Source organism: Amycolatopsis sp. lyj-90, assembly GCF_046549035.1.
In the GTDB taxonomy this organism is placed as follows: domain Bacteria; phylum Actinomycetota; class Actinomycetes; order Mycobacteriales; family Pseudonocardiaceae; genus Amycolatopsis.
The window spans coordinates 1-21,397 of sequence record NZ_JAJPWP010000004.1 but is presented as its reverse complement, the minus strand read 5'-3'; the positions used below and the strand labels follow the sequence as shown (position 1 = coordinate 21,397).

23 protein-coding genes are annotated in these 21,397 nt (G+C 67.3%); 7 read left to right on the top strand and 16 right to left on the bottom strand.

The genetic code is table 11. The annotated features are described in order from the left end of the window. Nucleotides 1–3 precede the first annotated feature (3 nt). From ACLJPX_RS16055 to ACLJPX_RS16000, 12 genes are all read right to left on the bottom strand, one after another. Complete coding sequence (locus ACLJPX_RS16055; protein ID WP_410600789.1) at nt 4–1,125, bottom strand: hypothetical protein; 1,122 nt, start codon at nt 1,123–1,125, stop codon at nt 4–6. 406 nt (nt 1,126–1,531) lie between these two features. Beyond that, on the bottom strand, nt 1,532–2,353 hold the full coding sequence (locus ACLJPX_RS16050) for an AfsR/SARP family transcriptional regulator (RefSeq protein ID WP_410600788.1): 822 nt from the start codon (nt 2,351–2,353) through the stop codon (nt 1,532–1,534). Nucleotides 2,354–2,973: 620 nt separating this feature from the next. Continuing rightward, entirely contained in the window at nt 2,974–3,393 is a 420-nt protein-coding gene (locus ACLJPX_RS16045) for a hypothetical protein (RefSeq protein WP_410600787.1), read from the bottom strand. Between the two features lie 367 nt (nt 3,394–3,760). Next, nucleotides 3,761–4,165, bottom strand: coding sequence for a hypothetical protein (locus tag ACLJPX_RS16040; RefSeq protein ID WP_410600786.1), 405 nt, complete (start codon nt 4,163–4,165; stop codon nt 3,761–3,763). 11 nt (nt 4,166–4,176) lie between these two features. Then, complete coding sequence (locus ACLJPX_RS16035) at nt 4,177–4,518, bottom strand: STAS domain-containing protein (protein ID WP_410600785.1); 342 nt, start codon at nt 4,516–4,518, stop codon at nt 4,177–4,179. 91 nt (nt 4,519–4,609) lie between these two features. After that, nucleotides 4,610–6,175, bottom strand: a complete 1,566-nt coding sequence (locus tag ACLJPX_RS16030; protein ID WP_410600784.1) for a SpoIIE family protein phosphatase — start codon at nt 6,173–6,175, stop codon at nt 4,610–4,612. After that, a complete protein-coding gene (locus ACLJPX_RS16025) occupies nt 6,175–7,923 on the bottom strand; it encodes an ATP-binding protein (RefSeq protein ID WP_410600783.1) in 1,749 nt (582 codons plus the stop codon). Before ACLJPX_RS16025 ends, ACLJPX_RS16030 begins: the two co-directional genes overlap by 1 nt. Continuing rightward, nucleotides 7,920–8,954, bottom strand: a complete 1,035-nt coding sequence (locus ACLJPX_RS16020) for an ATP-binding protein (RefSeq protein ID WP_410601319.1) — start codon at nt 8,952–8,954, stop codon at nt 7,920–7,922. Before ACLJPX_RS16020 ends, ACLJPX_RS16025 begins: the two co-directional genes overlap by 4 nt. Then, nucleotides 8,951–9,361 (bottom strand): anti-sigma regulatory factor, encoded by a 411-nt coding sequence (locus ACLJPX_RS16015; protein WP_410600782.1) that lies wholly within the window; start codon nt 9,359–9,361, stop codon nt 8,951–8,953. The genes ACLJPX_RS16020 and ACLJPX_RS16015 overlap by 4 nt, the downstream gene beginning before the upstream one ends. After that, nucleotides 9,358–9,765 (bottom strand): STAS domain-containing protein, encoded by a 408-nt coding sequence (locus ACLJPX_RS16010; protein WP_410600781.1) that lies wholly within the window; start codon nt 9,763–9,765, stop codon nt 9,358–9,360. Before ACLJPX_RS16010 ends, ACLJPX_RS16015 begins: the two co-directional genes overlap by 4 nt. Continuing rightward, nucleotides 9,765–10,625: an STAS domain-containing protein gene (locus ACLJPX_RS16005; RefSeq protein WP_410600780.1), complete on the bottom strand. Its 861-nt coding sequence runs from the start codon at nt 10,623–10,625 to the stop codon at nt 9,765–9,767. Before ACLJPX_RS16005 ends, ACLJPX_RS16010 begins: the two co-directional genes overlap by 1 nt. A 537-nt stretch (nt 10,626–11,162) precedes the next feature. Continuing rightward, entirely contained in the window at nt 11,163–11,294 is a 132-nt protein-coding gene (locus ACLJPX_RS16000) for a hypothetical protein (RefSeq protein ID WP_410600779.1), read from the bottom strand. Nucleotides 11,295–11,572: 278 nt separating this feature from the next. Between ACLJPX_RS16000 and ACLJPX_RS15995 the strand changes: the two genes are divergently transcribed. Then, nucleotides 11,573–13,114 carry an FAD-dependent oxidoreductase gene (locus ACLJPX_RS15995; protein WP_410600778.1) on the top strand — a complete coding sequence of 514 codons (1,542 nt, stop codon included), beginning with the start codon at nt 11,573–11,575 and terminating at the stop codon, nt 13,112–13,114. On the opposite strand, the gene ACLJPX_RS15990 is transcribed toward ACLJPX_RS15995, so the two are convergent. After that, nucleotides 13,098–13,820 (bottom strand): GntR family transcriptional regulator, encoded by a 723-nt coding sequence (locus ACLJPX_RS15990; protein WP_410600777.1) that lies wholly within the window; start codon nt 13,818–13,820, stop codon nt 13,098–13,100. The genes ACLJPX_RS15995 and ACLJPX_RS15990 overlap by 17 nt on opposite strands. A gap of 128 nt (nt 13,821–13,948) precedes the next feature. Between ACLJPX_RS15990 and ACLJPX_RS15985 the strand changes: the two genes are divergently transcribed. Genes ACLJPX_RS15985 through ACLJPX_RS15975 form a run of 3 tightly spaced genes read left to right on the top strand, consistent with a single transcriptional unit; the run spans nt 13,949 to nt 16,277 of the window. Beyond that, entirely contained in the window at nt 13,949–14,806 is an 858-nt protein-coding gene (locus ACLJPX_RS15985) for a fumarylacetoacetate hydrolase family protein (RefSeq protein WP_410600776.1), read from the top strand. 1 nt (nt 14,807) lies between these two features. Then, nucleotides 14,808–15,731: a VOC family protein gene (locus tag ACLJPX_RS15980; protein ID WP_410600775.1), complete on the top strand. Its 924-nt coding sequence runs from the start codon at nt 14,808–14,810 to the stop codon at nt 15,729–15,731. 30 nt (nt 15,732–15,761) lie between these two features. Then, nucleotides 15,762–16,277: an SRPBCC family protein gene (locus ACLJPX_RS15975; protein ID WP_410600774.1), complete on the top strand. Its 516-nt coding sequence runs from the start codon at nt 15,762–15,764 to the stop codon at nt 16,275–16,277. Between the two features lie 85 nt (nt 16,278–16,362). Here ACLJPX_RS15975 and ACLJPX_RS15970 read toward each other — a convergent pair whose 3' ends face one another. Next, nucleotides 16,363–17,049 carry a hypothetical protein gene (locus tag ACLJPX_RS15970; protein WP_410600773.1) on the bottom strand — a complete coding sequence of 229 codons (687 nt, stop codon included), beginning with the start codon at nt 17,047–17,049 and terminating at the stop codon, nt 16,363–16,365. Nucleotides 17,050–17,090: 41 nt separating this feature from the next. On the opposite strand from ACLJPX_RS15970, the gene ACLJPX_RS15965 reads away from it, so the two are divergent. After that, a complete protein-coding gene (locus tag ACLJPX_RS15965) occupies nt 17,091–17,252 on the top strand; it encodes a hypothetical protein (protein WP_410600772.1) in 162 nt (53 codons plus the stop codon). On the opposite strand, the gene ACLJPX_RS15960 is transcribed toward ACLJPX_RS15965, so the two are convergent. Next, entirely contained in the window at nt 17,249–18,418 is a 1,170-nt protein-coding gene (locus ACLJPX_RS15960; protein ID WP_410600771.1) for an MFS transporter, read from the bottom strand. The genes ACLJPX_RS15965 and ACLJPX_RS15960 overlap by 4 nt on opposite strands. Before the next feature lie 95 nt (nt 18,419–18,513). On the opposite strand from ACLJPX_RS15960, the gene ACLJPX_RS15955 reads away from it, so the two are divergent. Further along, nucleotides 18,514–19,407 (top strand): LysR family transcriptional regulator, encoded by an 894-nt coding sequence (locus tag ACLJPX_RS15955; protein ID WP_410600770.1) that lies wholly within the window; start codon nt 18,514–18,516, stop codon nt 19,405–19,407. A 206-nt stretch (nt 19,408–19,613) separates the two neighbouring features. Here ACLJPX_RS15955 and ACLJPX_RS15950 read toward each other — a convergent pair whose 3' ends face one another. Then, a complete protein-coding gene (locus ACLJPX_RS15950; RefSeq protein WP_410600769.1) occupies nt 19,614–20,156 on the bottom strand; it encodes a DUF4232 domain-containing protein in 543 nt (180 codons plus the stop codon). A 373-nt stretch (nt 20,157–20,529) separates the two neighbouring features. Here ACLJPX_RS15950 and ACLJPX_RS15945 point away from each other — a divergent pair, with 373 nt between their 5' ends. After that, on the top strand, nt 20,530–21,141 hold the full coding sequence (locus ACLJPX_RS15945; protein WP_410600768.1) for a hypothetical protein: 612 nt from the start codon (nt 20,530–20,532) through the stop codon (nt 21,139–21,141). The last annotated feature ends 256 nt before the right edge of the window (nt 21,142–21,397 follow it).

Sequence of the window (21,397 nt, the reverse complement as noted above, 5' to 3'; positions counted from 1 at the left end):
TGGTCACGACGTCGCTCCGGTGGACAGCCGCTCGGCGGCGCTGATCGAAGCCGGATCGAGGTCGAGGCAGAGCCGAAAAGCGCGGCGAGCCGCGTCGGGACGGCGGAGCCGTTGAAGGCACAGGCCGGCTCGGAACGCTCCGACCGCGCCGCGGATCGTGCCGGAGCCCGCGGCCGCGAGGAACGCCTCCTGTGCCTGGTCCCAGCGCTCACAGCCGGCGAGGTAGCTACCAGCGGCGAAGCGCAGATCAGGGTCGTACGCGTCGACCCGCGTCGCAGACTCGACAATCCCGGCCGGAGCCGAGTCACATCCAGTGATCGTGTCGAGCTTCAGGAACGCCTCGATCACCAACGCGCGGTTCTCCCGCTGGTAGTGCCTTGTGAGCCCATCATGGGCAAGGTCGGCGAGCCGGTCGTCGTGATCAAGCGCGCTCCGCATCTCCTCCGCGCCGCGGCCGTGGTCATCGGCGCGCGCGGCGATCAACGCGGCAACCCGGTGCCGCCTGCTGTGGAGGAGGTGCCAGAGCCATTCCGGGCCGCTGTCCAGTCGCGCGTTCTCCCCGTCTGCACGCCGAATCCAGGTGAGCGCCGTGTTGTGGTCGTGGTGCGCCCGGGTCAGTGCGGAAGCGAGCTGAATCGCCGAGGAGACGCGCAACGCGGGGTGGTCGGCGTGCTCGGTGAGCCACTCGAAGACCCGCAACGGCGCTTTGCTCTTCCGGTCGAGCAGCCGACCGGACCGCGCGATCTCGAACGCCAGTTGCTGACCGATGGGGTCGCCTGCCCGCACGGTAACCCGGGGTACCAGTGTCGCGACCGTGTCATGAAAGCCGAGCTGTGTGAGCAGTTGGACGAGCAAGACCTGGCGGTTCGGATCCTGCTGAGACCAGTTCCGCGCGCCGACGGCCAGCAGCTGCCAATGAGAGCCACCCAACGCGGGTGACAATGAGGTCGGTATCGGGCATAAATGGTCGTCCGACCTGGACTGGCGGACGAGCTGCTCGCGGGTACCCGCAGGCGAGATGATGCTGAACCAGTTCGGTACCTTGCTTTCCATGCTCCCGGAAAGCATCGCGGCCAGCAGCGATGCATGCCGGGCGCGGACCGGAGCCTCCGCCGAATCGCTCAACTCAAACCATGGTGCCCAACGGCGGCGCAACGTGGCAGTGTCCAGGATGTCAGGGGGTGGGAAGACGATTTCGCGAATCGGAATGGCCGAGTTCCTCCGATAATGAACGCGCTCCATTTCACGCCCCTTCAGATGTCGCCGTCAGCGGACGGGTCTTCGCATCGAATTCCGGGTCGGCGGTCACAACCGTGTCCACCGACCCGGAATCTGCGACTACTGATCGTTGCGCCGGCGCGTCGACCGACGCGAAGGATCAGTACTCCTTCTCCCCGAGGACGTCGAAGTCCGTCTGCTCGATGTCCAGCTCAAAGGTGTTCTCCATGGGTAGCACCTCCTTCGGTTCGCCGGGCGTGATTCCCGTTTCGGGAACAATGGAAATATTGCGCGACGGCGGTCTATTTCAGGTCTATCGGGCGGGACATCCGGCAGCGACGGACTTCGGTACACCCCCGAAGACGGATAGCGACAGTTCCACGGAATCCAGCCACGGCGCTTGCCGCAGGATGTCCTGATGCAATTCGCGCAGCTCGGCGCAGGGCGCGAGGCCGAGCTCGGCGTCAAGGAGAGCGCGGACCCTGGTGAACGCCGCCAACGCCTCAGCCTGGCGGCCGCTCTGGTAGAGACTGAGCATCAGCAATCCGTGCAAGCTCTCGATCAGAGGGTGATCAGCGATGATCTGACGAAGCCCTACTACTGCCGGCGCGGCCGCTCCGGTGGCGATCCTGGCCCTGGCGAGTGCCTGCTGGGCGACGAGCCGCAGTTCGGTCAGCCAGCTCGTGTGGACCTCGGTGGGCCGGGCTTCCAGACCGGCGAACGGAAGGCCACGCCACAGTCGGCAAGCACTTTCGAGATCGGCCAAAGCAGCGGCTGGTTCCCCTTTGCTCAGCGCGTCCGTGCCCGCCAGCACCTGGTCCTCGAACAGAAGCATGTCGAGTTCTTCACGGCCGAGGTTGATCCGGTAGCCGCCGCGACAGGTCTCGATCACCTCGCGACCTTCAGCCTGAGAAGCGAGCGCACGCAACTGCCAGATATAGGTCTTGAGACTGCCTGCCGCGGACTTCGGCGGTCGCTCACCCCAGATCGTGTCGATCAACTCGTCGGATCGAACCCAGTTCCCGTTGTCCACCAACAGAGTGACCAAGAGCACCTGCTTCTTCTTCGACGATATAGCCACCAAATTCCCTTTAGTGGGAACAAAATCAACCCTGCCAAGGACGCGGAACAGCATTCGGACCCCCACCGGATAGTCGCACCGTGATCGACTGGACACTAGATTCGGTCGCCATCGAAGTGGTATCGGCGGCACGATCTTCCCTGACCTGCCGACCCGGATGATTCCGCCCCGGCATGATCGACGGCGGGCTCGAGCCGCCGCTGATCACCCCAGTCCGTTCGTCCAGGGGTCGTCGTGATTGTTGAACTGCTCGGATGCGCGCGCACTGCGAACTCGGTTTCAGCAGAGGCCGTTCTGTTCCGTCGTTCGTGCGGTCACACGCTCCGCGGCCAGGCGCGATCCGCGAAATTTCGGGTCGCCAAGCCGATGCCGGTCTTCGGCACGAGCATGGCCGCGATGAGGACCGCGACCGAAGTCGCGCTCGCGCCCTGGCGACGATCACGATGACACCGTCCGTCCATCGCCGTCGCGGCCCATCACCCGCCCCGTGCCGTGTCGCCCGGCGCTCGAGGAGTTCGGGGGCGAGGACGCGCATGTAGCCGGGCCCGATGCCGACCAGTCCCCCGGCGGCGACGCTCCACGATGCCGTCGCCATCCTCGAGCTAGTTGTCAGTAACCCATTTCGCTCGCACCGTGCGCATCAGCAGGCGTGAGCGTTCCGCTCCGAGGCCGAATCATCGCATCAGGCCTTCCGCTGAGATGGGACGTTGGTGCTCCTCGCGATGACGACGGTCCACCTCGACGGCTTGCTCGACCCGTACGTCGTCGAGCTTCGACAAGCTTGACCACGCCGCAGACGGTGCGGACGAGTCGATCACATGAGGCTGCGAATCCGTGGGAGCTTCGGTAGTCGCAGGGCTAACGTAGAGGTGCGGCGACGCCAGCAGGCCAGCATTTTGCTCGACAGGTGGAGTCGCGGAAGCAAGCTCACGAAGTAGCGCTGGGCCGACGTCGGCCCAGCCGATCAACAGGAGCGGGCCGACCGCATCAAACAGTGCCCGGCCGATCTCACCCGCGATGAGCGGTTCAGCCACGCTCAATGCCAGCGCGACGAAGCTCGAGACCGACAGCAGACGACGCGCCGGCCGGATCACCTCGGCAGAGGCAGGCGCGACTAGCGAGGCGACCCAGCCGGGTACGCCCAGCCGGAGACCGAACGCCAGGACGTTGCCGAACCCAAAACAGGAACGTCAACCCCACGATGACACCGACGATTACCGTCACCAGCTGCAGAACAACGTCACGCTCGACCGGAAACCAACAGCTTTAGCAGACACGAAGTAACTCCTCGTAACCAGCATTCCAAGATCAACTGGCGATACTCAGGCGACCTGAACGCGCCGCAACGCGTTCGAAGCCGCCCCAACGAGGAGGAACGAGAGACCGTGGGCCTGCAGAAACAGGGGAAATGCCTGGTCAGGAGCTAGTTCGATCTTCCCTGACACGGAAGAGGTCACTGGTTCAATCCCAGTATCGCGCACCACCTGTTTTCACAGGACTGAAGCCCTGTCTCTCTTCGGAGAGGCAGGGCTTCAGTCGTTCAAGGACGATGAAATGGCGATGGTCCTCGGAGCGGTCTCCAACTGCCTCGGCCGACCAGGTGCTGTGGCTGTGCCGTCCTTCGTGGAGGGTGAACGTCGGCAGGATCGGCTGAACCACTTCCGCAGACCGCGTGTGTTCAGCATCACTACCGCCCCACGCCGAGCGCCAATAGCGGTTGAGGAAGCTCGACCGATCCAGGTGTACGTCGAAGGGGCCACGGGCAGCGGGCACGACACCCGACAGTTTTGCAGTAAACACCAACTTCGTGTTCACCATGTCGAGCCTGGTGCAGTGGCAGATCGCCGCCAACTGCTCGCGCGGCAATCGGACCACACCTATTCGCTCACGTTCAACGTTCCGGTCAGTCCGGTGAGTTCGAGCACCCGACGAACAACTCTGGAGGGAACGACCTCGAGGTCGATACTCGAGGCAGTACAGATACGGGAAAGTGCGACCAGCACGGTGAGGCCGGAAGAATCGCAGAAATTCACACCGGTCATGTCGATCACCACCGCGCGCGGACCCGCGTCCAGACACTCGCCGACTTTGTCGCGAAGCTGCGGACTGGTCACCAGATCGACGTCACCAGTGACCACGACCGTGATGACGGAGGACGTCTGCCCTGTCGTGGTCATGGACAGTGGCGAAGACTTGTCCGCTCCGGTGTTCGCACCCATATAAGAACCCTACAAAGCGGAGAAATGGACCGCAACCGAATGGCCCTTCGAATAATTCGCCGTGACCGAAAAAATTCTCGAAGATGGCACTCTACCGACGCCGGAAAGAAAGAACGGCGATGTCGTCCTCCGCGTCGTGACCGAACTCCTTCAGCAGTTTGTCGCACAGCGTGTCGAGATCGGCATCGGAGGTGACGGTCGCGGCAAGGGCCGCCAATCCATCATCGATATCGACACCGCGTCGTTCGAGAAGACCGTCGGTGACCAAAAGCGTCAGCGATCCGAGCGGCAGATCGAACTTGGTCGATTCGGGACGCGCGATACCGGCGCCGAGCAGAGGCCCGCTGACATCGAGGTAGCGGGTGCCGGTGTGGTCCGCCACCAACGGCGGGATGTGCCCCGCGCACGCCACTTCGGCAGCGCCGCTCTCGGGGTCCACGAGCATGAGGCAGGCGGTGGTGAGGCCGTCGGGGTGGAATCGCATCAACATCGCGTCGAGCCGGTCGAGGATCTGGACCAGGCCATGTCCCTCGGCGGCGTAGGCACGCAGCGCGTGCCGCACTTCGCCCATCACCGTCGCGGCCTTGATCGAGTGGCCGCAGACGTCGCCGACAGCGATGAGCAGCCGGCCGTCGAGGTCGGTCACCTCGTAGAAGTCACCGCCGATTTCCGCATGGTTGGAAGCGGGCTGGTAGCGAGCCGCCATCGGCAGCCGGCTGTTGCTCGGCAGCCGACGGGGAAGCAGGCTTCGCTGGAGAGTGACGGCGAGATTGCGCTCCTCGTTCAAGGTCCGCATGGCGTTCGCGGCCAGCGCGGCCACCTGACCGAGCTGGATGAGCAGGTTGCGGGCCTGTTCGGTCGTGGCCACCGCCTCATCGACCGCGATACAGATCGTGGGGGCGTCGACCTTGAACCGGGAAAGCACGATCGTCGAGCTCCGGCCGGCGCGCCAGCCGGGCCGTTGCCCGTCGCTGATGACCGTGCGCGCTTCCGGGGGGAACCCGACATCGATCAGGTCGTCGAGGGCGGACTCCGCCCCGGCGCCCACTGATGTTTCGCCCCCGGAAACAGTTGCCACCCGGGGAACGCCCAGCGGGGTCGTGGTCAGCGCCGCCGCCGGTACTTCGAAGATAGCCGCCGCTCCCCCGGCCACCGCGGTGAGGAAATCGTCGAAGGTGGTGGCCGAATTGATCGCCAGTGTGGCCTCGGTGAGTTTCGTGAGTCTGCCGGCCAGATGCTCCGCGTCCGCGCGGGCGCGGTGGTAGCGCAGCGCCGACTCGACCACGGCGATGAGTTCGGCCGGATCCACCGGCTCCACGACGTACCCGTCGGCGCCGTGGTTGAGGCCGTCGGTCCGGTCGTCCGGTTCGATGGCGGTGGCGGACATGTGGATCACCGGGATCGCCGCGGTCTCCGGATCGGCCTTGATCCGCGCGCAGACCTCGAAACCGCTGACGTCGGGCAGATGCACGTCCAAGAGGACCAGGTTCGGCTGCTCGGCCGCGAGCGTTTCCAGCGCTTCGGCACCTGTCGCCGCCTCGACGACGCGGTATCCCTTGCGCCGCAACCAGCTTCCCGCGAGGTAGCGGTTCGCTTCCATATCGTCGACGACGAGGATCGTCGCCACGGGAACGTCACCTGTCACCGGTTTCGACATCATGCCCTCCGCACCACGGCGAACGCCTCGCCGACTGCAAGCCTGACGGTTTCGGGGGAGATCTGCGATTTGAGCAGCAATCCCGCGCGCAATCCGGCCGCCGTGAGATCCAGCCCTCCCGGTACGGCCGAGGTGACCACCACGACGGGCACGTCGCGCGACTCGGGTTTCGCCCGCAGCACGGTGAGAACCTCGCGGCCGTTCATCCCCGGCATGACGAGATCGAGGAACAGCACGTCCGGCCGGGAGGCCGCGAGCAGCGCCAACGCCTCGCGGCCGTCGGTGGCGTACTGGATCTCGCGGGCGAACGTCGTCACGTGCCGGGTGAACTCCTCACGGAACACCGGGTCGTCGTCGACGACGAGCACTTCGCCGAGGTCGGTGATGTCGTCACCGGGCGGGCGGAGAGGCAACCGCAGCTCCACGGTGGTCCCCTGGCCGGGCACACTGCTCAGGCGCATGTCGCCGCCGAGGATTTCGGCGAGTTTCCTGGCGTAGGACAGGCCGAGGCCGGTCCCGCCCGCCTTCGCCTGAAGTTTGTTCCTGACCTGGTAGAACTCTTCGAAGACCCGCTCGACCTGGTCTTCGGGGATACCGATCCCGGTATCGGTGACGGTGAAGCGGACGTGATCGTCGTCCTCCGCGGTGACGGTCAGCTCGACCTGGCCCCGCTCCGTGAACTTCACGCTGTTCGAGAGGACGTTGCGGAGAATGCGGACGAGCATCGTCTCGTCGGTCAGGATGGTGTCCACGCCGGGTTCGGCGACCCGTAGCTCCACCTCGTCGGGCACTGTCGACCGCAGCACGCCTCGCAGGTGCAGGACGATCGCGCGCAGGTCCACGGGCGCGAGCTGCGGTACCAGCCTTCCCGACTCCGCCTTGGCCGTGTCGAGCAGTTCGTTGACCAGCGCCAGCAGGGTCTCGCCCGAATCGTTGATCAGCCGCACCTGGCGGCTCTGCTCGGGGGAAAGCGGATCGGGACCACCCGCGTCGAGCAGCCGCGCGAGACCGACGATCGAGTTGACCGGGGCGCGCAGTTCGTGGCTGATGTTGGACCAGAAGCGGGTTTTGGCGTCGTTGACGGCGGCCAGCTGCGTCGACTTCTCGTTCAGATCCGCGTAGAGGGCGACGACGCCGCGGTTGGTCTCTTCGAGTTCGTCGGAAAGCTCCTTGTAGAGGGCCACCACGCCCTGGTTGGTCTCCTCGAGTTCGTCGTTGAGCCTGACCAGTTCCTGCTGCTTGCGCTCCAGGTCGCCGAGGGCGGTGAGCAACTCCTGATTCTGGGCGCGCAACTCGTCCAGCGGGCTGACGACGTCGCTGGCGGAGAGCCGTTTGCGCAACGTCGCCGGAGACACCGTCAGCGCGGGCAGAGCCGCCAAGGCGCCCTTCGACATCACGACGCTGCTTCGGTCGTCCTCTTGTCCTGTGACCACCTCGTCCATCAGCCGGGTCGCTGTCGCGTGGCTCAAGCTGAGCAGTTCGGTCGCGGACGGGCCGGACCACGAGAACTCGATGTCCAAGCTCGGCGCCGACGTGGACCTCAGAGCGAAGACCACCGAGACCTCGACGCCGCTCCGGACCAGATCCCGCCCCACGTCGCTGAGGGCGGTCGCGACGCGGACCTGGTCCTGGGTGTCCAGCCCGAGCGCCTTCGCGACCTCACGACCGTGCTGCCGGACGGTGAAGACGTCGGGCTCCCCGCTGATCACCATGCGGAGGAGTTCGTTCGGGCTTCGTCTCGGAGTCATGGGCCGGGCCTGGCGACGAGGACGCTCGCGTCGTCCCGGTGGACGCCGGCGTCACGCAGCAGCACCGACGCGATGACCAGTGGAGTGCTGGAGAACAGCCTCGGCCAAGTCTCCGCGGACCACTTCCCGGTCAGCCCGTCGCTGTGCAGCACCACGGTCGCACCAGCCGGGAGCGCATGGTCGAACGCGCGAATGGTCCGGGCCTGGTACCCGGCGATGCCGGGAACGGAGATCATGCCGCTTTTCCGGTTCTCGGCGACGACGCAGGCGGCGATGTTGCCCAACCCGGCGAAGCGGACCCGCCCCCCGGCGGGATCCAGATCCGCGACCGCGACTGCCCCTCCCCTGCTGCCCCGCAGGGCGGCGTGGATCGCGGCGACGACCGCTTCGGGCGGTTCGCCGGAGGGCCGCTCACAGAAGGTCGCGACCGCGGCGCGGGAAGCGGCGGCGGCCAGCGGTCCGTGCCCGGAGCCATCGCACATCATCAGGCGCATCCGGCCGTCCGCCCGCATCACGGCATAGGCGTCACCGCAGATCTCTTCACCTTCGATCGGCCTGGTCAGCCCGGCGGCGTCGTCGGCGGCCAGTTCGGACGGCGACTCCTTCGACGCGTGGAATCGGGCGGTGATGACCGTGCCTTGTCCCGGTTCGGACAACGCGGTCACGACGTCGGCGAGCCGGTGCACCGCCCCGAGACCGACACCGAGCGTTCCCGCCGTGGAGCGGCCGTCTTCGATCGCCGAGGCCAAGTCGGCGATTCCGGGCCCTCGGTCGATGGCGACGACCTCGACGGCGGCGTGAGCGGTCGCCCGGACCGATCGCACCACCAGCGTTCCCTGATCGGCGTGCCGATCCAGGTTGGTGGCGAGTTCGGTCACCACGATGCCGATCTCGGCGACCCGGTTCTCCCCGAAGCCCAGCTGCCGGGCCAGCGCGGTCGCCGCTCTGCGTGCCTGCCCGGCAGCGGTCGGCTCGTCCACCCGCACCCAGGCGACGTCGTCGGTCACCGGCAGGCAGAAAGCGCCGATCATCGCGACCACTTCACCACGGTCACGTCGGTCCCCCTGCCCGCTTCGGTGTCCAAATCGAATTCGTCGACGAGCCGGCGCGCGCCGCTCAGCCCGAGACCGAGCCCCTTGCCACTGCTCCAGCCGTCCGCGAGAGCCAGAGTGATGTCCGGGATCCCGGGTCCGTCGTCGTGGAAGACGGCCTTCACCCCGGAGCGGCGGCCGTCACCGACGACCTCGATCCTCGCCACGCCACCCCCGCCGTAGACAAGGGTGTTGCGGGCGAGTTCGCTCGTCGCCGTCACGAGTTTGGTCTGATCGACCAGGGAGAGCTTGATCTTCTGAGCCAGCGCCCGGACGAACTGCCGGACCCGGACGACGTCTTCGTCCGTGACGATCGGGATTTCCTCCACCACGCCGGCGGAGGTCATCTCGCCCCCGGCGGGAGATCGTCGTCGGGCTCGGCGAATCCGCGTTTGGCGGCCGTGAGACCGCGCAAGATCGCCATCCCCCGGTCGAGGTCCAGCGCCGTCCGTACGTCGCCCAGCGTCAGGCCGAGTTCCACCAGCGTGATCGCGACCGCGGGCCGCATGCCGACCACGACGGTGTCCGCGTCGAACAACCGCGAGAGCGAGGCGATGGTGGCGAACATGCGGCCGATGAAGGAGTCGACGATCTCGACCGCCGAGATGTCGATCACCACCCCGGACGCCCCGGACGAGCTGATCTTCTCGGCGAGGTCCTCCTCCAGCGCGAGGACCGTCTGGTCCTGCAGATCGACCTGGATGGAGACCAGGAGGACGTCACCGATCTTGAGAATCGGAACCCGGTCCATCAGGACAGCCGCCTGGTCTGCTGCCGCACCAGGTCGACGCCTTCGCGGCGCAGGGCGTGCCGCAGCGCGTCGGCCAGCGACGCCTTCGTCGTGATGTCGCCGAACTCGATCCCGAGCGCGACGATCGTCTGAGCGATCTGGGGCCGGATCCCGGAGATGGTGCACTCGGCGCCCATCAGCCGCGCCGCGACGACGGTCTTCAGCAGGTGCTGAGCCACCTGGGTGTCGACGGCGAGGACACCGGTGATGTCGATGATCGCGTGCTCGGAATTGGTCTCGACCAACGTCTGGAGCAGCTTCTCCATGACCACCTGGGTCCGGGCGGAGTCGAGGGTGCCGACCAACGGCACCGCGAGGACGCCTTCCCACAGCTTCACGACCGGGGTCGTCAGCTCCAGCAGCTGCTCGGACTGCTCCGCGATGATCGCCTCGCGGGCGGCCGCGTACGACTCGAAGGTCCACAGCCCCAACGCGTCCAGGAGACCGGAGAACGTCATCAGCTGGCGGAACACCACCGGATCGTCGTTCTGCTCGGTCAGCTCGAACACCGCGCGCTTCAACGCGAAAACACCGGAAGCCGTCTCCGAAGGGGTGAATCCCTGGCGGGCACGAGTACGGGAGATCTCAGCGAGAAACGCCTTGATTTCACCGTACTCGTCGCGGTCGAGGTTGTCGCCACCTTCCTTTACGACAGGCATCAAAGTTGTGAAGAGTTCACCAAGTTCGCGGGTGAGCTCGGCCGTCGTGATCCGTCCGCGCATGCCGGCACCCGCCAGCTCGACCCATCGGGTGATCAATCGGTCGGCGTTCTCTCGCAGCAACTCCGAAAGTCTCTGTGCCTGCTCGTCATCGGCAGCCATCCCGGGGCCTCCCTAGCCTCGCAGTATCTCCGGCGAACCTTAGCTTGCTGATCGCCACCGCCGACGTCGCGGTCACGGGTGATGTCACGGTGTCCGGTTCGAACGGATCGCCGTCGACGGACGCCGAAGCCGCTGGGCCATCCGGCGGCAGCCTGAGGAGCCCGGGCTTCGTGACAGGTGAGGCGTTCGCCGCACCAAGGAAGATTTCCCGGCATTCCGACAGGAAGCTGCACGACGAGCTTTCTCGCCCTGCCCCGGAAGTACTCCGCCGGCACACCACTGAACCGGCGGAGCCCGGGGCCACGCTCGGATGTCTTGAGGGGCAAAGCAAAGGTGGCGTCTTCGCGGGCGGATCGGTGGTGGGCCGAGGGTGTCCTTCGCCGCGTCCGATGCCGTGCGGCCGTGTCGCGAAAGTCCCCGGTCCATGACTGTCCGAAGAGGACATACTTTCGTCTCGGTGATCAGCGACTTTGGACAGCGCCGCCCGGGCACAGCCGAAGGGCCCCTTACCCGCATCGCACGCAACGATCGCGGTGGTCAACGCCGTCGGCGCCTCCTTGTCTTGAAGGCCACCACGCCCACCACGGCGAGGACGGCCACGGTCACCCACACCACGGTGGGCACACCGAACAACACGCCGGCGGCACTCAGCAGGGATCCGATCAACATGGGTGGTACTCCTTCGATGGTCACTATCGCGACGGCTCAACCCTTGATGACGACGCTACGAAGACCGCCCGGGTGTGTCGTCGGTTCGCGGTAGGAACCGCGGTGGAGATTTCCCAGGCAGATCTCCACCCCGTCTCCACCTCCGGCACCAGGACACCCTGCCCGGAAACCGGTTAGCGTCACCGCCGATCGCTTCAGTGACCGCACGGGATCAGGGAGGGTGTGATGGCGAGCATGCATGCCGCATCGGCGCCGGCAGTGCGCCAGGACGGTGACCGATGACCGACGTCCTGATCGCGGGTGCCGGACCCACCGGGCTCACGCTGGCCATCGAGCTGGCCCGCCGGGGCGTCGACGTGCGCATCGTCGACCGAGCCGGCGAGCACTTCCCCGGTTCGCGCGGCAAGGGGCTCACCGCGCGCACCCAGGAGGTGCTGGACGACCTCGGTGTCGCCGACGAGGTGCTGCACCACGGGTTCCGGCACCTGCCACACCGGCGGTACCTCGACGGCGACCTGGTTGCCGAGGCCGACCCGCACGCCCGGCGGGCACCCACACCGGATCGGCCCTACGACGGCGGGCTGCTGATCCCGCAGTGGCGGATCGAGCGGATCCTGCGCGCGCGGCTCGCCGAGGACGGCGTGCGGGTGGAACTGGCCGCGGGCGTCGCCGAGTTCAGCCAGTCCGCGAACGGTGTGCATGCGGTGCTGGACACCGGCGAGCGGGTGGCCGCGCGCTACCTGGTCGGCTGTGACGGCGGCCGCAGCACCGTGCGCAAGGCACTCGGCGTGCGCTTCGAGGGCGAGAGCAGGGAGCAGGCCATGCTGCTCGGGGACGTAGAGCTCAGCGGGCTCGAACCGGACGCCTGGTACCAGTGGACCGTCCGCAGTCGCGGGTTCCTGGCCCTGTGCCCGTTCCGCCACGAGCGGACCTGGCAACTGCAGGCCGTACCGTCCCGCGACTTCGGCGCGGAGGGCGGCCTCCCCGAACCCTCGCTGCCGTACTTCCGGCGGATCGTGGACGATCTCGCCGGCGGGCACGGCATCCGCCTCTCGAAGGCAAACTGGCTGTCCACGTACCGGGTGAACGTGCGGATGGCCGACCGGTTCAGGGTGGGCAGGGTGTTGCTGGCCGGCGACGCGGCGCACGTGCATCCGCCGTCCGGCGGCCTCGGCATGAACACCGGCGTCCAGGACGCGTACAACCTCGGCTGGAAGCTCGCCCTGGTGTGTTCCGGCGCGCGGCAGACGCTGCTGGACAGCTACCAGGAGGAGCGGCTCCCTGTCGCCGCGTGGACACTCGGCGTGAGTGACGAGGGTCTGCGCAGGGTCGCGGAGCGGTTCGCCGACGGCGGCAGCCCGGACATCGCGGACGGCGCACCCCCGGACGGCCAGCAGCTCGGGCTCGGCTACCCGGCCAGCTCGCTGTCCGTCGACGGCGACGCCGGGAATGGACCGCGAGCCGGTGATCGTGCGCCCGACGCGCCCTGCGTCGACAACTCCGGCACGCCACGACGGCTGTTCGACGCCTTCCGCGGCCCGCATTTCACCCTGCTCGGCTTCGGCGATTCCTGCGCCGGTCCACTGCAGGACGCCGGCACCGTCCACCGTGGACTCGTCAAGCCGGTGTCCGTCGGCGCGCCGGGCAGCGGTGCCGATCTGGAGGACGTCGAGGGGCACGCGCGGACCGCGTACGGCGTCACCGGGGACACCCTCGTCCTGGTGCGGCCCGACGGCTATCTCGCGCTGCGCGCGCCCGGAGCGAGCAGGACCGCCGTGCGGGACTACCTGGACCGGGTCGGCGTCAGCCGGAGCGCCTGACCGTCGCGGCGACGATGTCGGCGACCTGGTTGGGTTGATCGGGCGCACAGCTGATCAACAGCCGGGCGGTGTGCGCGATGTGGTCACGCAGCAGCTCCTGCGCGCGTTCGGCGTCGTGCGCGAGCACGGCGTCGAGCAGTGCTCGATGCTCGGCGGCGACATCGCGGCCGGGTTCGTTGCCGAGGGACACCGACCACTGCCGGTACAGCTCGGCCTCCTGCCGCAACGACCGTGCCGCGTCGAGCAGCCGCTGGTTGCGGCAGCCGGCCAGCAGCGCGTGGTGGAAGGCCGCGTGTGCCTGCGACCACTCGTCGGACAGGTGGTCCGGATCGGCCGGGTCACGATACGGCGCGCGTTCCAGAAAGTGGTGCGCGGCAACGGCATCGGCCTCCCAGCGGGTGTCGCCTTCCCGCACCGACAGCCCCAGTACCAGGGACTCGATCTCCGCCCGCGCCTGTGTCAGTTCGGCCAGATCCTGATGGGACAGCGGCCGGACCAGGTACCCCTGACGCGGCCTGGCCACCACCAGCCCTTCGGCGACCAGCCTCGTCAGCGCCTCGCGGGTGGCACCGACGCTCACTTGGTAGCGGTCGGCCAGGTCCGGAAACTTGAGCCGGCCGCCCGGAACCAGCCGACCGGCGAGGATGTCGGCGCGTAACGCCTGGTGGATGCCGTCGGTGCGGGTCGCTCCGCCGCTCTTGGTCATGCCCTCCAGCCTAGCACTTTACGAATCTGGGTTGAACTTTCGAAAGTTTGGGGTTAGTTTCGAATTATCCCAAGATCCCCTGAGCCGCACGAGAGGTCGTGCACGGCCGGATCCCGAAAGGTGCAGTCATGAAACTGGCCAATGTGGACGGGCGCGCGGTCCTGCTGACCGCCGACAACACCGGAATCGACGTCGAAACCGCGTCGGCCGGCAAGTTCGGCCCCGGTCTCGTGTCCGTTTACGAGAACTGGGACGGGTTCCGGGCCTGGGCGCGACAGCCGCCCGCCGAACCCGGCGTCGTCTTCACCCGCGCGCAGCTGGGCTCCCCTTCCCCTGCCCCGCGGCAGATCGTCGCGATCGGCCTGAACTACGACGCCCACGCCGCCGAGTCCGGTTTCCAGGCACCGGAAGGACTTCCCCCGACGTTCACCAAGTTCGTCTCCGCGCTGACCGGCCCCGACGCGGAGGTCGTGCTACCGGCCGGTGGCGACGTGGACTGGGAGGTGGAACTCGTCGCCGTCATCGGACGGACCGCCACCCGAGTCGCGGAATCCGACGCGTGGGACCACGTCGCCGGGGTGACGATCGGACAGGACCTCTCCGAGCGCGTCACGCAACTGGCCGGCCCCGCCCCGCAGTTCAGCCTGGGTAAGTCCTTCCCGAACTTCGCGCCGGTCGGGCCGTGGCTGGTCACGCCGGACGAGCTGGCGAACCGGGACGACCTGGCGCTCGGCTGCGCGGTCGACGGCGAGACCGTGCAGGACGGGCGCACCCGCGAACTGATCTACCCGGTCGCCAGGCTGGTATCCGCGCTGTCGCGGACCATCACCCTGTATCCGGGCGATCTCGTCTTCACCGGGACCCCGGCGGGCGTGGGCATGGGCCGCACGCCGAAGCGGTTCCTGCGAGCAGGCGAACACCTCGTCAGCTGGATCGAAGGCATCGGTGAGATGCGCCAGACCTTCGTCACCGCACAGGAGGACTGACATGGGCATGCACCGCCTCACCCAGGTCACCATGGGTGTCCCGAACGTCGCGGAAACCATCGCCTACTACTCCGAGTTCGGGCTCACCCACCTCGATGATGGGGTATTCAGCACTCGCGAAGGCGGCGAGCAGTTGCGGGTCCGGCACGCCGCATCACGACGATTGCTCCAACTCGGGGTGGGGGTCGACGATGCCGACGACATCGCACGGGCCGCGTCACAGCTGGATCGCCTCGGCGTGGCAGGCGGCACGGACGGCACCGCGGTCACCGCGATCGAGCCGGTCTCCGGGTTCACCGTCCGCGTCGAAATCGCGCCGAGAATCGTGCAACGGCCCGTCCCGGCCACGCCCTACAACGGGCCCAGCCGCATCGAGCGGTTCGGCCGCGCGCCCGGAGTGCTGCGCGAGGACCCGATCCGGCCCAAGAAACTCGGCCACTGCGTGGTGGGCACGACCGATCTCGAAGCCACCATGGGGTTCTTCACCGAGGGACTCGGTTTCAAGGTCAGCGACTACATCGGGAACAAGGGCGCCTTCATGCGCTGCTCGGTCGATCACCACAACGTGCTGGCGCTCGCGGCACCGGTGAACTTCCTCCATCACACGTCCTGGCAGGTCGACGACATCGACGACGTCGGACGAGGCGCGGCGGCGATGCTGACAGGCAACCCCGAGCGACATGTCTGGGGCCTCGGCAGGCACCACGCGGGATCCAACTTCTTCTGGTACCTCAAGGATCCGGCGGGCAACTTCAGCGAGTACTACGCCGACATGGACTGCATCCCCGAGGACGAGATCTGGACCCCGGAAGTCTTCGAGGGTGCCCAAGGCCTGTTCAGCTGGGGCCCGCCACCGCCACCGTCGTTCCTGGAACCGGACGACCTCGCCGCGCTCATGACCGGACAACACGCACCCTCCCGGTGACCTCGTAACTGATCAGCAAAGGAGAAAGTCATGCCAGTGGAACTGTATGTCCCTCAAATCCCGGACAACCTGAACATCCGGTTCGTCGAAAACCACATCGTCATCGACCGCCCGGCACAGGCCGTCTACGACTGGGTGACCACCTGGTCGAACCTGCCGAAATGGCTGCCGATGGCCCTCGGCACCGAGGTGCGACGCGGCACCGAAGGCGTCCCCGCCGAGATGGGCGACGTACTGCTCGAGACCATCCGGCCGGAACTGAACGAGAAGCCGAAGCTCTACACAGTGGTGGCGCGGGTCCCCGGCAAGCTGTGGACGGTGGTCGGCAGGGACGTGCTCGACGACGGCTCCCTGGCCCCGGCGATGCACGCGATCGCCACCTTCACCACGTTCGACCTCGGAGACGGAACGACCCTGTTCTGCCGCCTGTTCGAACGACTGATCCCGGACACCGAGCCCCCCGGCCCGCATCCGGTCGAGGACCCGGCCCGCATCCAGCCCGGCCTGGAACTGATCAAGGCGCACCTCGATGGCACGGCCGGCTGACGCCGGATGTGGACCGGGAACGTTGTCCAGTTGCGTCGGGCTCCCCGAAACGTGGTCCGTTCTGGCAGCCTCGGCTTGGTCGGCTTCAGACGCTTTCCGGCTTCGGGATCGGGACACACGGGAAACGATCGGTGTCGACCGTCGTCTCCTTGGTCGGCCCGCAGAGCTGGAGACCTTCGGTGTCCGCGCCGTCCTCCAGACTGAAACCGACCACGCCGATCGCGGTTTCACCCCGGTCGATGTCCCTGCCCATCAGGGAGTCCGCCGACCAACTGGCGTCGCGCCACGTCTTGTCCGCGACTTTGGTTTTGAGGTCGCTGGCGGGGTATGCCTCGGTGAAGCAGTACTGAGGGACTTCTTTCGGCTGGTACGGGTCGCACGTTTTTCCGGCCGTGTTGCGGTGACGGAGCTGCAGATACTTGATCTTGGCTCGCTGCACGCCACGATCGGCAAGCTCTCCGGTCGCAGCCACATACACCGCGACGTAGTGCTTTCCCGCCTTCGCCGACACGCCGGCCAGTTCGGGCGTCCAGACGACGTCGACGGCCTTGACCTGTATCGCCAGGTCAAGGCCCGGTTCCGTGGTGACGAGGGCCTGACCGGGGAAGTCGGCGAACCGCGTGTATTTCGGGCCCGACTGGGCCGTGGCCGAGCTGTCGAACGGTGTATCGCCGGTGGTCGCCGCCGTGTCGGTGCCGCCGCCGTCACCGGAACACGCGGTGACCAGCAGAACAAGTCCCGCGGCGAGCACGGGAAAGAACCGAGTCGACATGTGACACACTCCCTCAGATCGATGTGACATTGTAGCAGTCAGTGTCACTCCGACGCGTGCGGGACCTGCGCGGTTCCCCCGTCTTCGCCCGGCTGAAGATGTGTCCGACCGAAGGCCGGGCAGTACTGTCCACTCAGGACAGTCGTCACCTCGGGCAGCTTCCGTTCCTGCGCGACGTCCGCGAGCCCCGCATGACCTGCTAGGCGGACCGGCCACCGGCGGTGGCGAGAACCAGCACCGCTCCGGCCGCGAATACCCCACCGAGCCACATCACCGCGGTGGTCCCGGCTGCGTCCGTGGCCAGCCCGCCGACCAGCGCTCCCACCGCGATCGCCGCGTTGAACACTCCGGCGAACAGACCCGACGTCGCTTCACGAGCCTCCGGCGCGGCCGCCAGCATCCATGCTTGCGCGGCCACCGAGACACCGCCGTACGCCAGGCCCCAGACCACCAAGAGCGCCACGGCCGCCAGTGTGGTCAGCCCCAGGAGCGGAACCAGCGCCATCGTCGCCGACAAAGTCCCGCCGAGCACCAGCAAGGTCACCCGTGGTGATCGCGCCGCTCCCGCGCCCGAGGCGAAATTGCCCGCGACCCCGAAGATCCCGTAGACCAAAAGGAGCGTCCCGATCTGCCCCGCGCTGACCCCGGACACCTTTTCCAGTACCGGCCGGACATAGGTGTACGCGGTGAAATGCCCGATGACGAGCAGCGTCACCACGATCAGGCCGAGGCGCACCCGCGGCACACCGGCCAGCCGCAGCATCGCGCCCAGGCGAACGGCCCCTTCCGTCGGCAACGACGGCAGTGACATCACCAAGGCGGCCACTACCACCAGTGAAAGGCCGCCGGCACCTACGAAAGCCATCCGCCAGCCGACCAGTTCCCCGAGATAGGTGCCTGCCGGTACACCCAGCACGGACGCCACGGCGATTCCGCTGAAGATCAGCGAAGTCGCGGATCCGACCGACCGCGGTGGAACCAGCCGCACAGCCAGGCTCGCGGCGATCGCCCACACTCCGCCCATGCCGATCCCGACCAGGACTCGGGCGACCAGCATGACGCCGTAGCCGGGCGACCACGCTGCCAGGAGATTCCCTACCGCCAGCAGCGCCGTCAACGCGCACAGCACGGCCCGCCGGTCGAGATTCCCGAGCGCCGGGATCAGCAGGGGTGCGGAGACGGCCGCGACCAGACCGGTGACCGTGAGCGTCAGACCCGCCATACCCTCGGTGACCTGCAGGTCGCGGCTGATGGGGGTCAGCAAACCCACCGGCAGCATTTCCGAGGTGACCACGGTGAAGGTCGCCCCGGCGAGCGAGACCACCGCCGGCCAGCCCTTTTTCCTCTGTTCGGTTTCCCTTGTCGTCACGTGTTCCAGGCAACCTTCGTCCGCTGCCGGGAACAACGGCCGATGTCTCATCCTTCCATGAGCGGGACTAATGGATCCACGGAAGGAGAAGACCGATGAGCGGCCTGGAGATCCGTGAGCTGGAGGCGTTCCTGGTACTCGCCGAGGAGCTGCACTTCGGCCGGGCAGGCGAACGCCTGTACGTCTCTCAGAGCCGGGTCAGTCAGCTGCTCCGCTCACTGGAGGGACGGATCGGCGCGACGCTCGTCGAGCGCACGAGCCGCCGGGTGGAACTGACTCCGCTGGGAGAGAAATTCCTCGCCGAACTACGTCCGGCCTATGAGGCGCTGCGGGCCGCCGTGGACCACACCCGGTCCACCGCGCGAGGGATCGGCGGCGTGCTGCGAATCGGCTTCCAGGGCATCATCGACGACCACCTCGCGAACGCCATCGGCGGATTTGAGAAGCACCACCCGGACTGCGCGGTGGAACTCACCGAAATCCCGCTGGCCGATCCGTTCGGCTCGCTCCGCCGTCGAGAGATCGACGCCGCGGTGGTGCTGCTTCCGGTGGAGGAACCGGATCTCGCACTCGGCCCGGTCTTCTCTCGTCAGCCGCAGATGCTCGCCATCTCGCCTCGGCATCGGTTCGCCCACAGGGAGTCCGTCACCGTCGAGGAGCTGGCGGAATGTCCTCTGATCGGGATCCGCGGTCCGGCCCCGGACTACTGGCGCCACGCCCAAGCCCCCGAAATCACCCCCGGAGGCCGCCGGATACCGCGCGGCCCGACCGTCGGCACACTGCAGGAAGGCATGGGTCTCGCCGCGGCGGGCCAAGGCGGCATGGTGCTGTGCCGCTCGACAGCCGAGCACCAAGGACGGCGGGATTCGGTCGTCTTCGTACCGCTCACCGGACTGCCGGAATCGGTGCTCGGCGTGGTCTGGCATGCGGAGGACAGCGGCCGGGCGCGGGCCTTCGCAGAGGAGATCGCTGGTCCGGCTCGAAGCTGACCTCGATGTGTGACCTGGCCCCCTGCCACCCATGCAGTCGTTCGCCGATACCAATGCCGCGGCAAATGGGTCCGTATGCGTTTCATGTCAGCCCTGTATGACAAGGCGGAGTTGTGTCAGCACCAGGAATACGCTCACGTGGTCGCTGTTCCCGGCAGCCGGGCCGGGGCGGCCGACCGCCGGGAAACGGCGAAGTCCGGGTGTGGTCAGACGGTGGGCGCGGTGCCTGCCGTCGTCGCTCCGGTGTGGATGGTGTGACTCTCCGGGGCGGCGTTGACCGCGCCGAAGTTCCAGGGCAGGGTGATCCGCGGGTCGCTGGTGTCGCCGCGCGGGCTGGTCTCCTGGGGCGCGGTGACCGTGATCGCCACCGGTGTCTCCTGCCGCGGCGCACCGATCGCGCTCCAGTGCAGCGGGATGTAGGCCGAGGAGCCGTCACTGATCTCCACTGACGGAGCGTCCGGTGCGGCGTCCGAGGACAGCATCACGTCGCGGGCGCCGACGAGGTCGATGGGCAGCGCTCCGGGCAGTGTGCAGGTCTCACCCGGCCTCGCGGTGAACTGGATGGCCGCGTCCCGGCCCCCGGCACCCGCTCCGCCGTAGACGAGCTGACTGGTGACCTGGCCCGACGTGCACCGAAAATCGGTGGGCATCGCGCCGGCGGTACCGGTGGTCAGGAAGGTGGCCCCGGCCGCCGCTCCGGCGACGAGCAGGACCGCGGCGCTCCGGCGGACATTCGTGCGAGTGGTCATGGATCTTCCCCTTCTGCGCTACTCCGGGACGGACGGTCCTGCCCGGGCGGCGATCGGCGGGCGTCATGCCGACCGAAATCGCTCTCGCCACTGAACTGCCCATCCCGCGGCCCCGACATGCGGCAACGTGAGATTGATCAGCTGGAAGCAACCTCGACCTGACCTAAGCCCGAGTTCCACGCCCCGACGTGATCGAACCGACGGGCTTGGGCACAGACCTCCCGATCACCCGATGGGCGGGCCAACCCCGGACTGTTTCAGCGGCGCGGCCAGGGGGTAAACCGGGATCGCAGCTGCTTGAGCAGGAAGACCTTGTAGTACGGCCAGTGAGGAGAAGGTGATGGCGCAAAGCCCGAATTCGATGGGGCAATCGATGAGCACCGGCGTGACTGGCGTACGCGAACTCGCCGTGGAGGCGGGAAAGGCCGGGGCCGAAACGGTCGCCGAGGTTGCCGATATCGCCGAGCGGAAGTTCTCCGAAGGAGCTGACGAAGTCAGCAAGACCACCCGCCGCGCACGTCAGAAGTTTGTCAAGCACACACGGAAAACCCGCAAGGAGATTCGGGAGAACTCAGCTGCCGTACGCGATGAGACGCTCACGAGAATGGCCGGGTTACGCGAGCCTGGGCGCAGGGCGACGAAAGCCGCAGTGCTCGCCGCGAAATCAACCCGAGAGCCCGGGCGGCGGGGCAAGAAGCGACGAGCCGCCGCGAAGGCAAACCTGGGCGAAGCCTTTGCCGAGGCCAAGAGCGTGGCCCGAGGAGAAGGTCTCCCGAAGTCCCGCCCCCGCTGGCCATGGATCGTGGTAGTCGCAGCAGTGGCCATGGGAGCGGCCTACATCCTTCGCATGAAGAAGAAGCCGCCCGCATTGGAGCTTCACGACGAGCCAGACACGACAAAGACAACCGAAAAGCCCCCGACAGCATCCGAGTCCGTCGAGAACGGACGCACGCCGGACGCGATGGGAGCGGGGCCGAAAAACTGACGGAGATCCTTAGCTCGCCGACTGGTCCAGAGCTCGAGCACCACGGTCTTGGTCGCGGACGTTGTCGAATCTCGGCGGACCTCGACCCGGTGAGATTCGATGGAGCATGACCGTGGTGGCACGGTAGAGCAGGTGCCGCGTTACGAACGTCTGTTTCGCAGCATCTGCTCTCCCGCGTCCACATAGGACTCGAAGAAGTCCGCGACCTCCGTGAGCCGGGCCTGGGCGCGTTCGTCCTCCGCGCTCCTCGTTCCGG

Excerpts from the sequence above, each read along its gene's own strand:
- ACLJPX_RS16050 (WP_410600788.1), bottom strand. The coding sequence starts at position 2,353 with ATGCTGTTCCGCGTCCTTGGCAGGGTTGATTTTGTTCCCACTAAAGGG.
- ACLJPX_RS16035 (WP_410600785.1), bottom strand. The coding sequence starts at position 4,518 with ATGGGTGCGAACACCGGAGCGGACAAGTCTTCGCCACTGTCCATGACC.
- ACLJPX_RS16030 (WP_410600784.1), bottom strand. The coding sequence starts at position 6,175 with ATGTCGAAACCGGTGACAGGTGACGTTCCCGTGGCGACGATCCTCGTC.
- ACLJPX_RS16025 (WP_410600783.1), bottom strand. The coding sequence starts at position 7,923 with ATGACTCCGAGACGAAGCCCGAACGAACTCCTCCGCATGGTGATCAGC.
- ACLJPX_RS16020 (WP_410601319.1), bottom strand. The coding sequence starts at position 8,954 with ATGATCGGCGCTTTCTGCCTGCCGGTGACCGACGACGTCGCCTGGGTG.
- ACLJPX_RS16015 (WP_410600782.1), bottom strand. The coding sequence starts at position 9,361 with ATGACCTCCGCCGGCGTGGTGGAGGAAATCCCGATCGTCACGGACGAA.
- ACLJPX_RS16010 (WP_410600781.1), bottom strand. The coding sequence starts at position 9,765 with ATGGACCGGGTTCCGATTCTCAAGATCGGTGACGTCCTCCTGGTCTCC.
- ACLJPX_RS16005 (WP_410600780.1), bottom strand. The coding sequence starts at position 10,625 with ATGGCTGCCGATGACGAGCAGGCACAGAGACTTTCGGAGTTGCTGCGA.
- ACLJPX_RS16000 (WP_410600779.1), bottom strand. The coding sequence starts at position 11,294 with ATGTTGATCGGATCCCTGCTGAGTGCCGCCGGCGTGTTGTTCGGTGTG.
- ACLJPX_RS15995 (WP_410600778.1), top strand. The coding sequence starts at position 11,573 with ATGACCGACGTCCTGATCGCGGGTGCCGGACCCACCGGGCTCACGCTG.
- ACLJPX_RS15990 (WP_410600777.1), bottom strand. The coding sequence starts at position 13,820 with ATGACCAAGAGCGGCGGAGCGACCCGCACCGACGGCATCCACCAGGCG.
- ACLJPX_RS15985 (WP_410600776.1), top strand. The coding sequence starts at position 13,949 with ATGAAACTGGCCAATGTGGACGGGCGCGCGGTCCTGCTGACCGCCGAC.
- ACLJPX_RS15980 (WP_410600775.1), top strand. The coding sequence starts at position 14,808 with ATGGGCATGCACCGCCTCACCCAGGTCACCATGGGTGTCCCGAACGTC.
- ACLJPX_RS15975 (WP_410600774.1), top strand. The coding sequence starts at position 15,762 with ATGCCAGTGGAACTGTATGTCCCTCAAATCCCGGACAACCTGAACATC.
- ACLJPX_RS15970 (WP_410600773.1), bottom strand. The coding sequence starts at position 17,049 with ATGTCGACTCGGTTCTTTCCCGTGCTCGCCGCGGGACTTGTTCTGCTG.
- ACLJPX_RS15955 (WP_410600770.1), top strand. The coding sequence starts at position 18,514 with ATGAGCGGCCTGGAGATCCGTGAGCTGGAGGCGTTCCTGGTACTCGCC.
- ACLJPX_RS15950 (WP_410600769.1), bottom strand. The coding sequence starts at position 20,156 with ATGACCACTCGCACGAATGTCCGCCGGAGCGCCGCGGTCCTGCTCGTC.
- ACLJPX_RS15945 (WP_410600768.1), top strand. The coding sequence starts at position 20,530 with ATGAGCACCGGCGTGACTGGCGTACGCGAACTCGCCGTGGAGGCGGGA.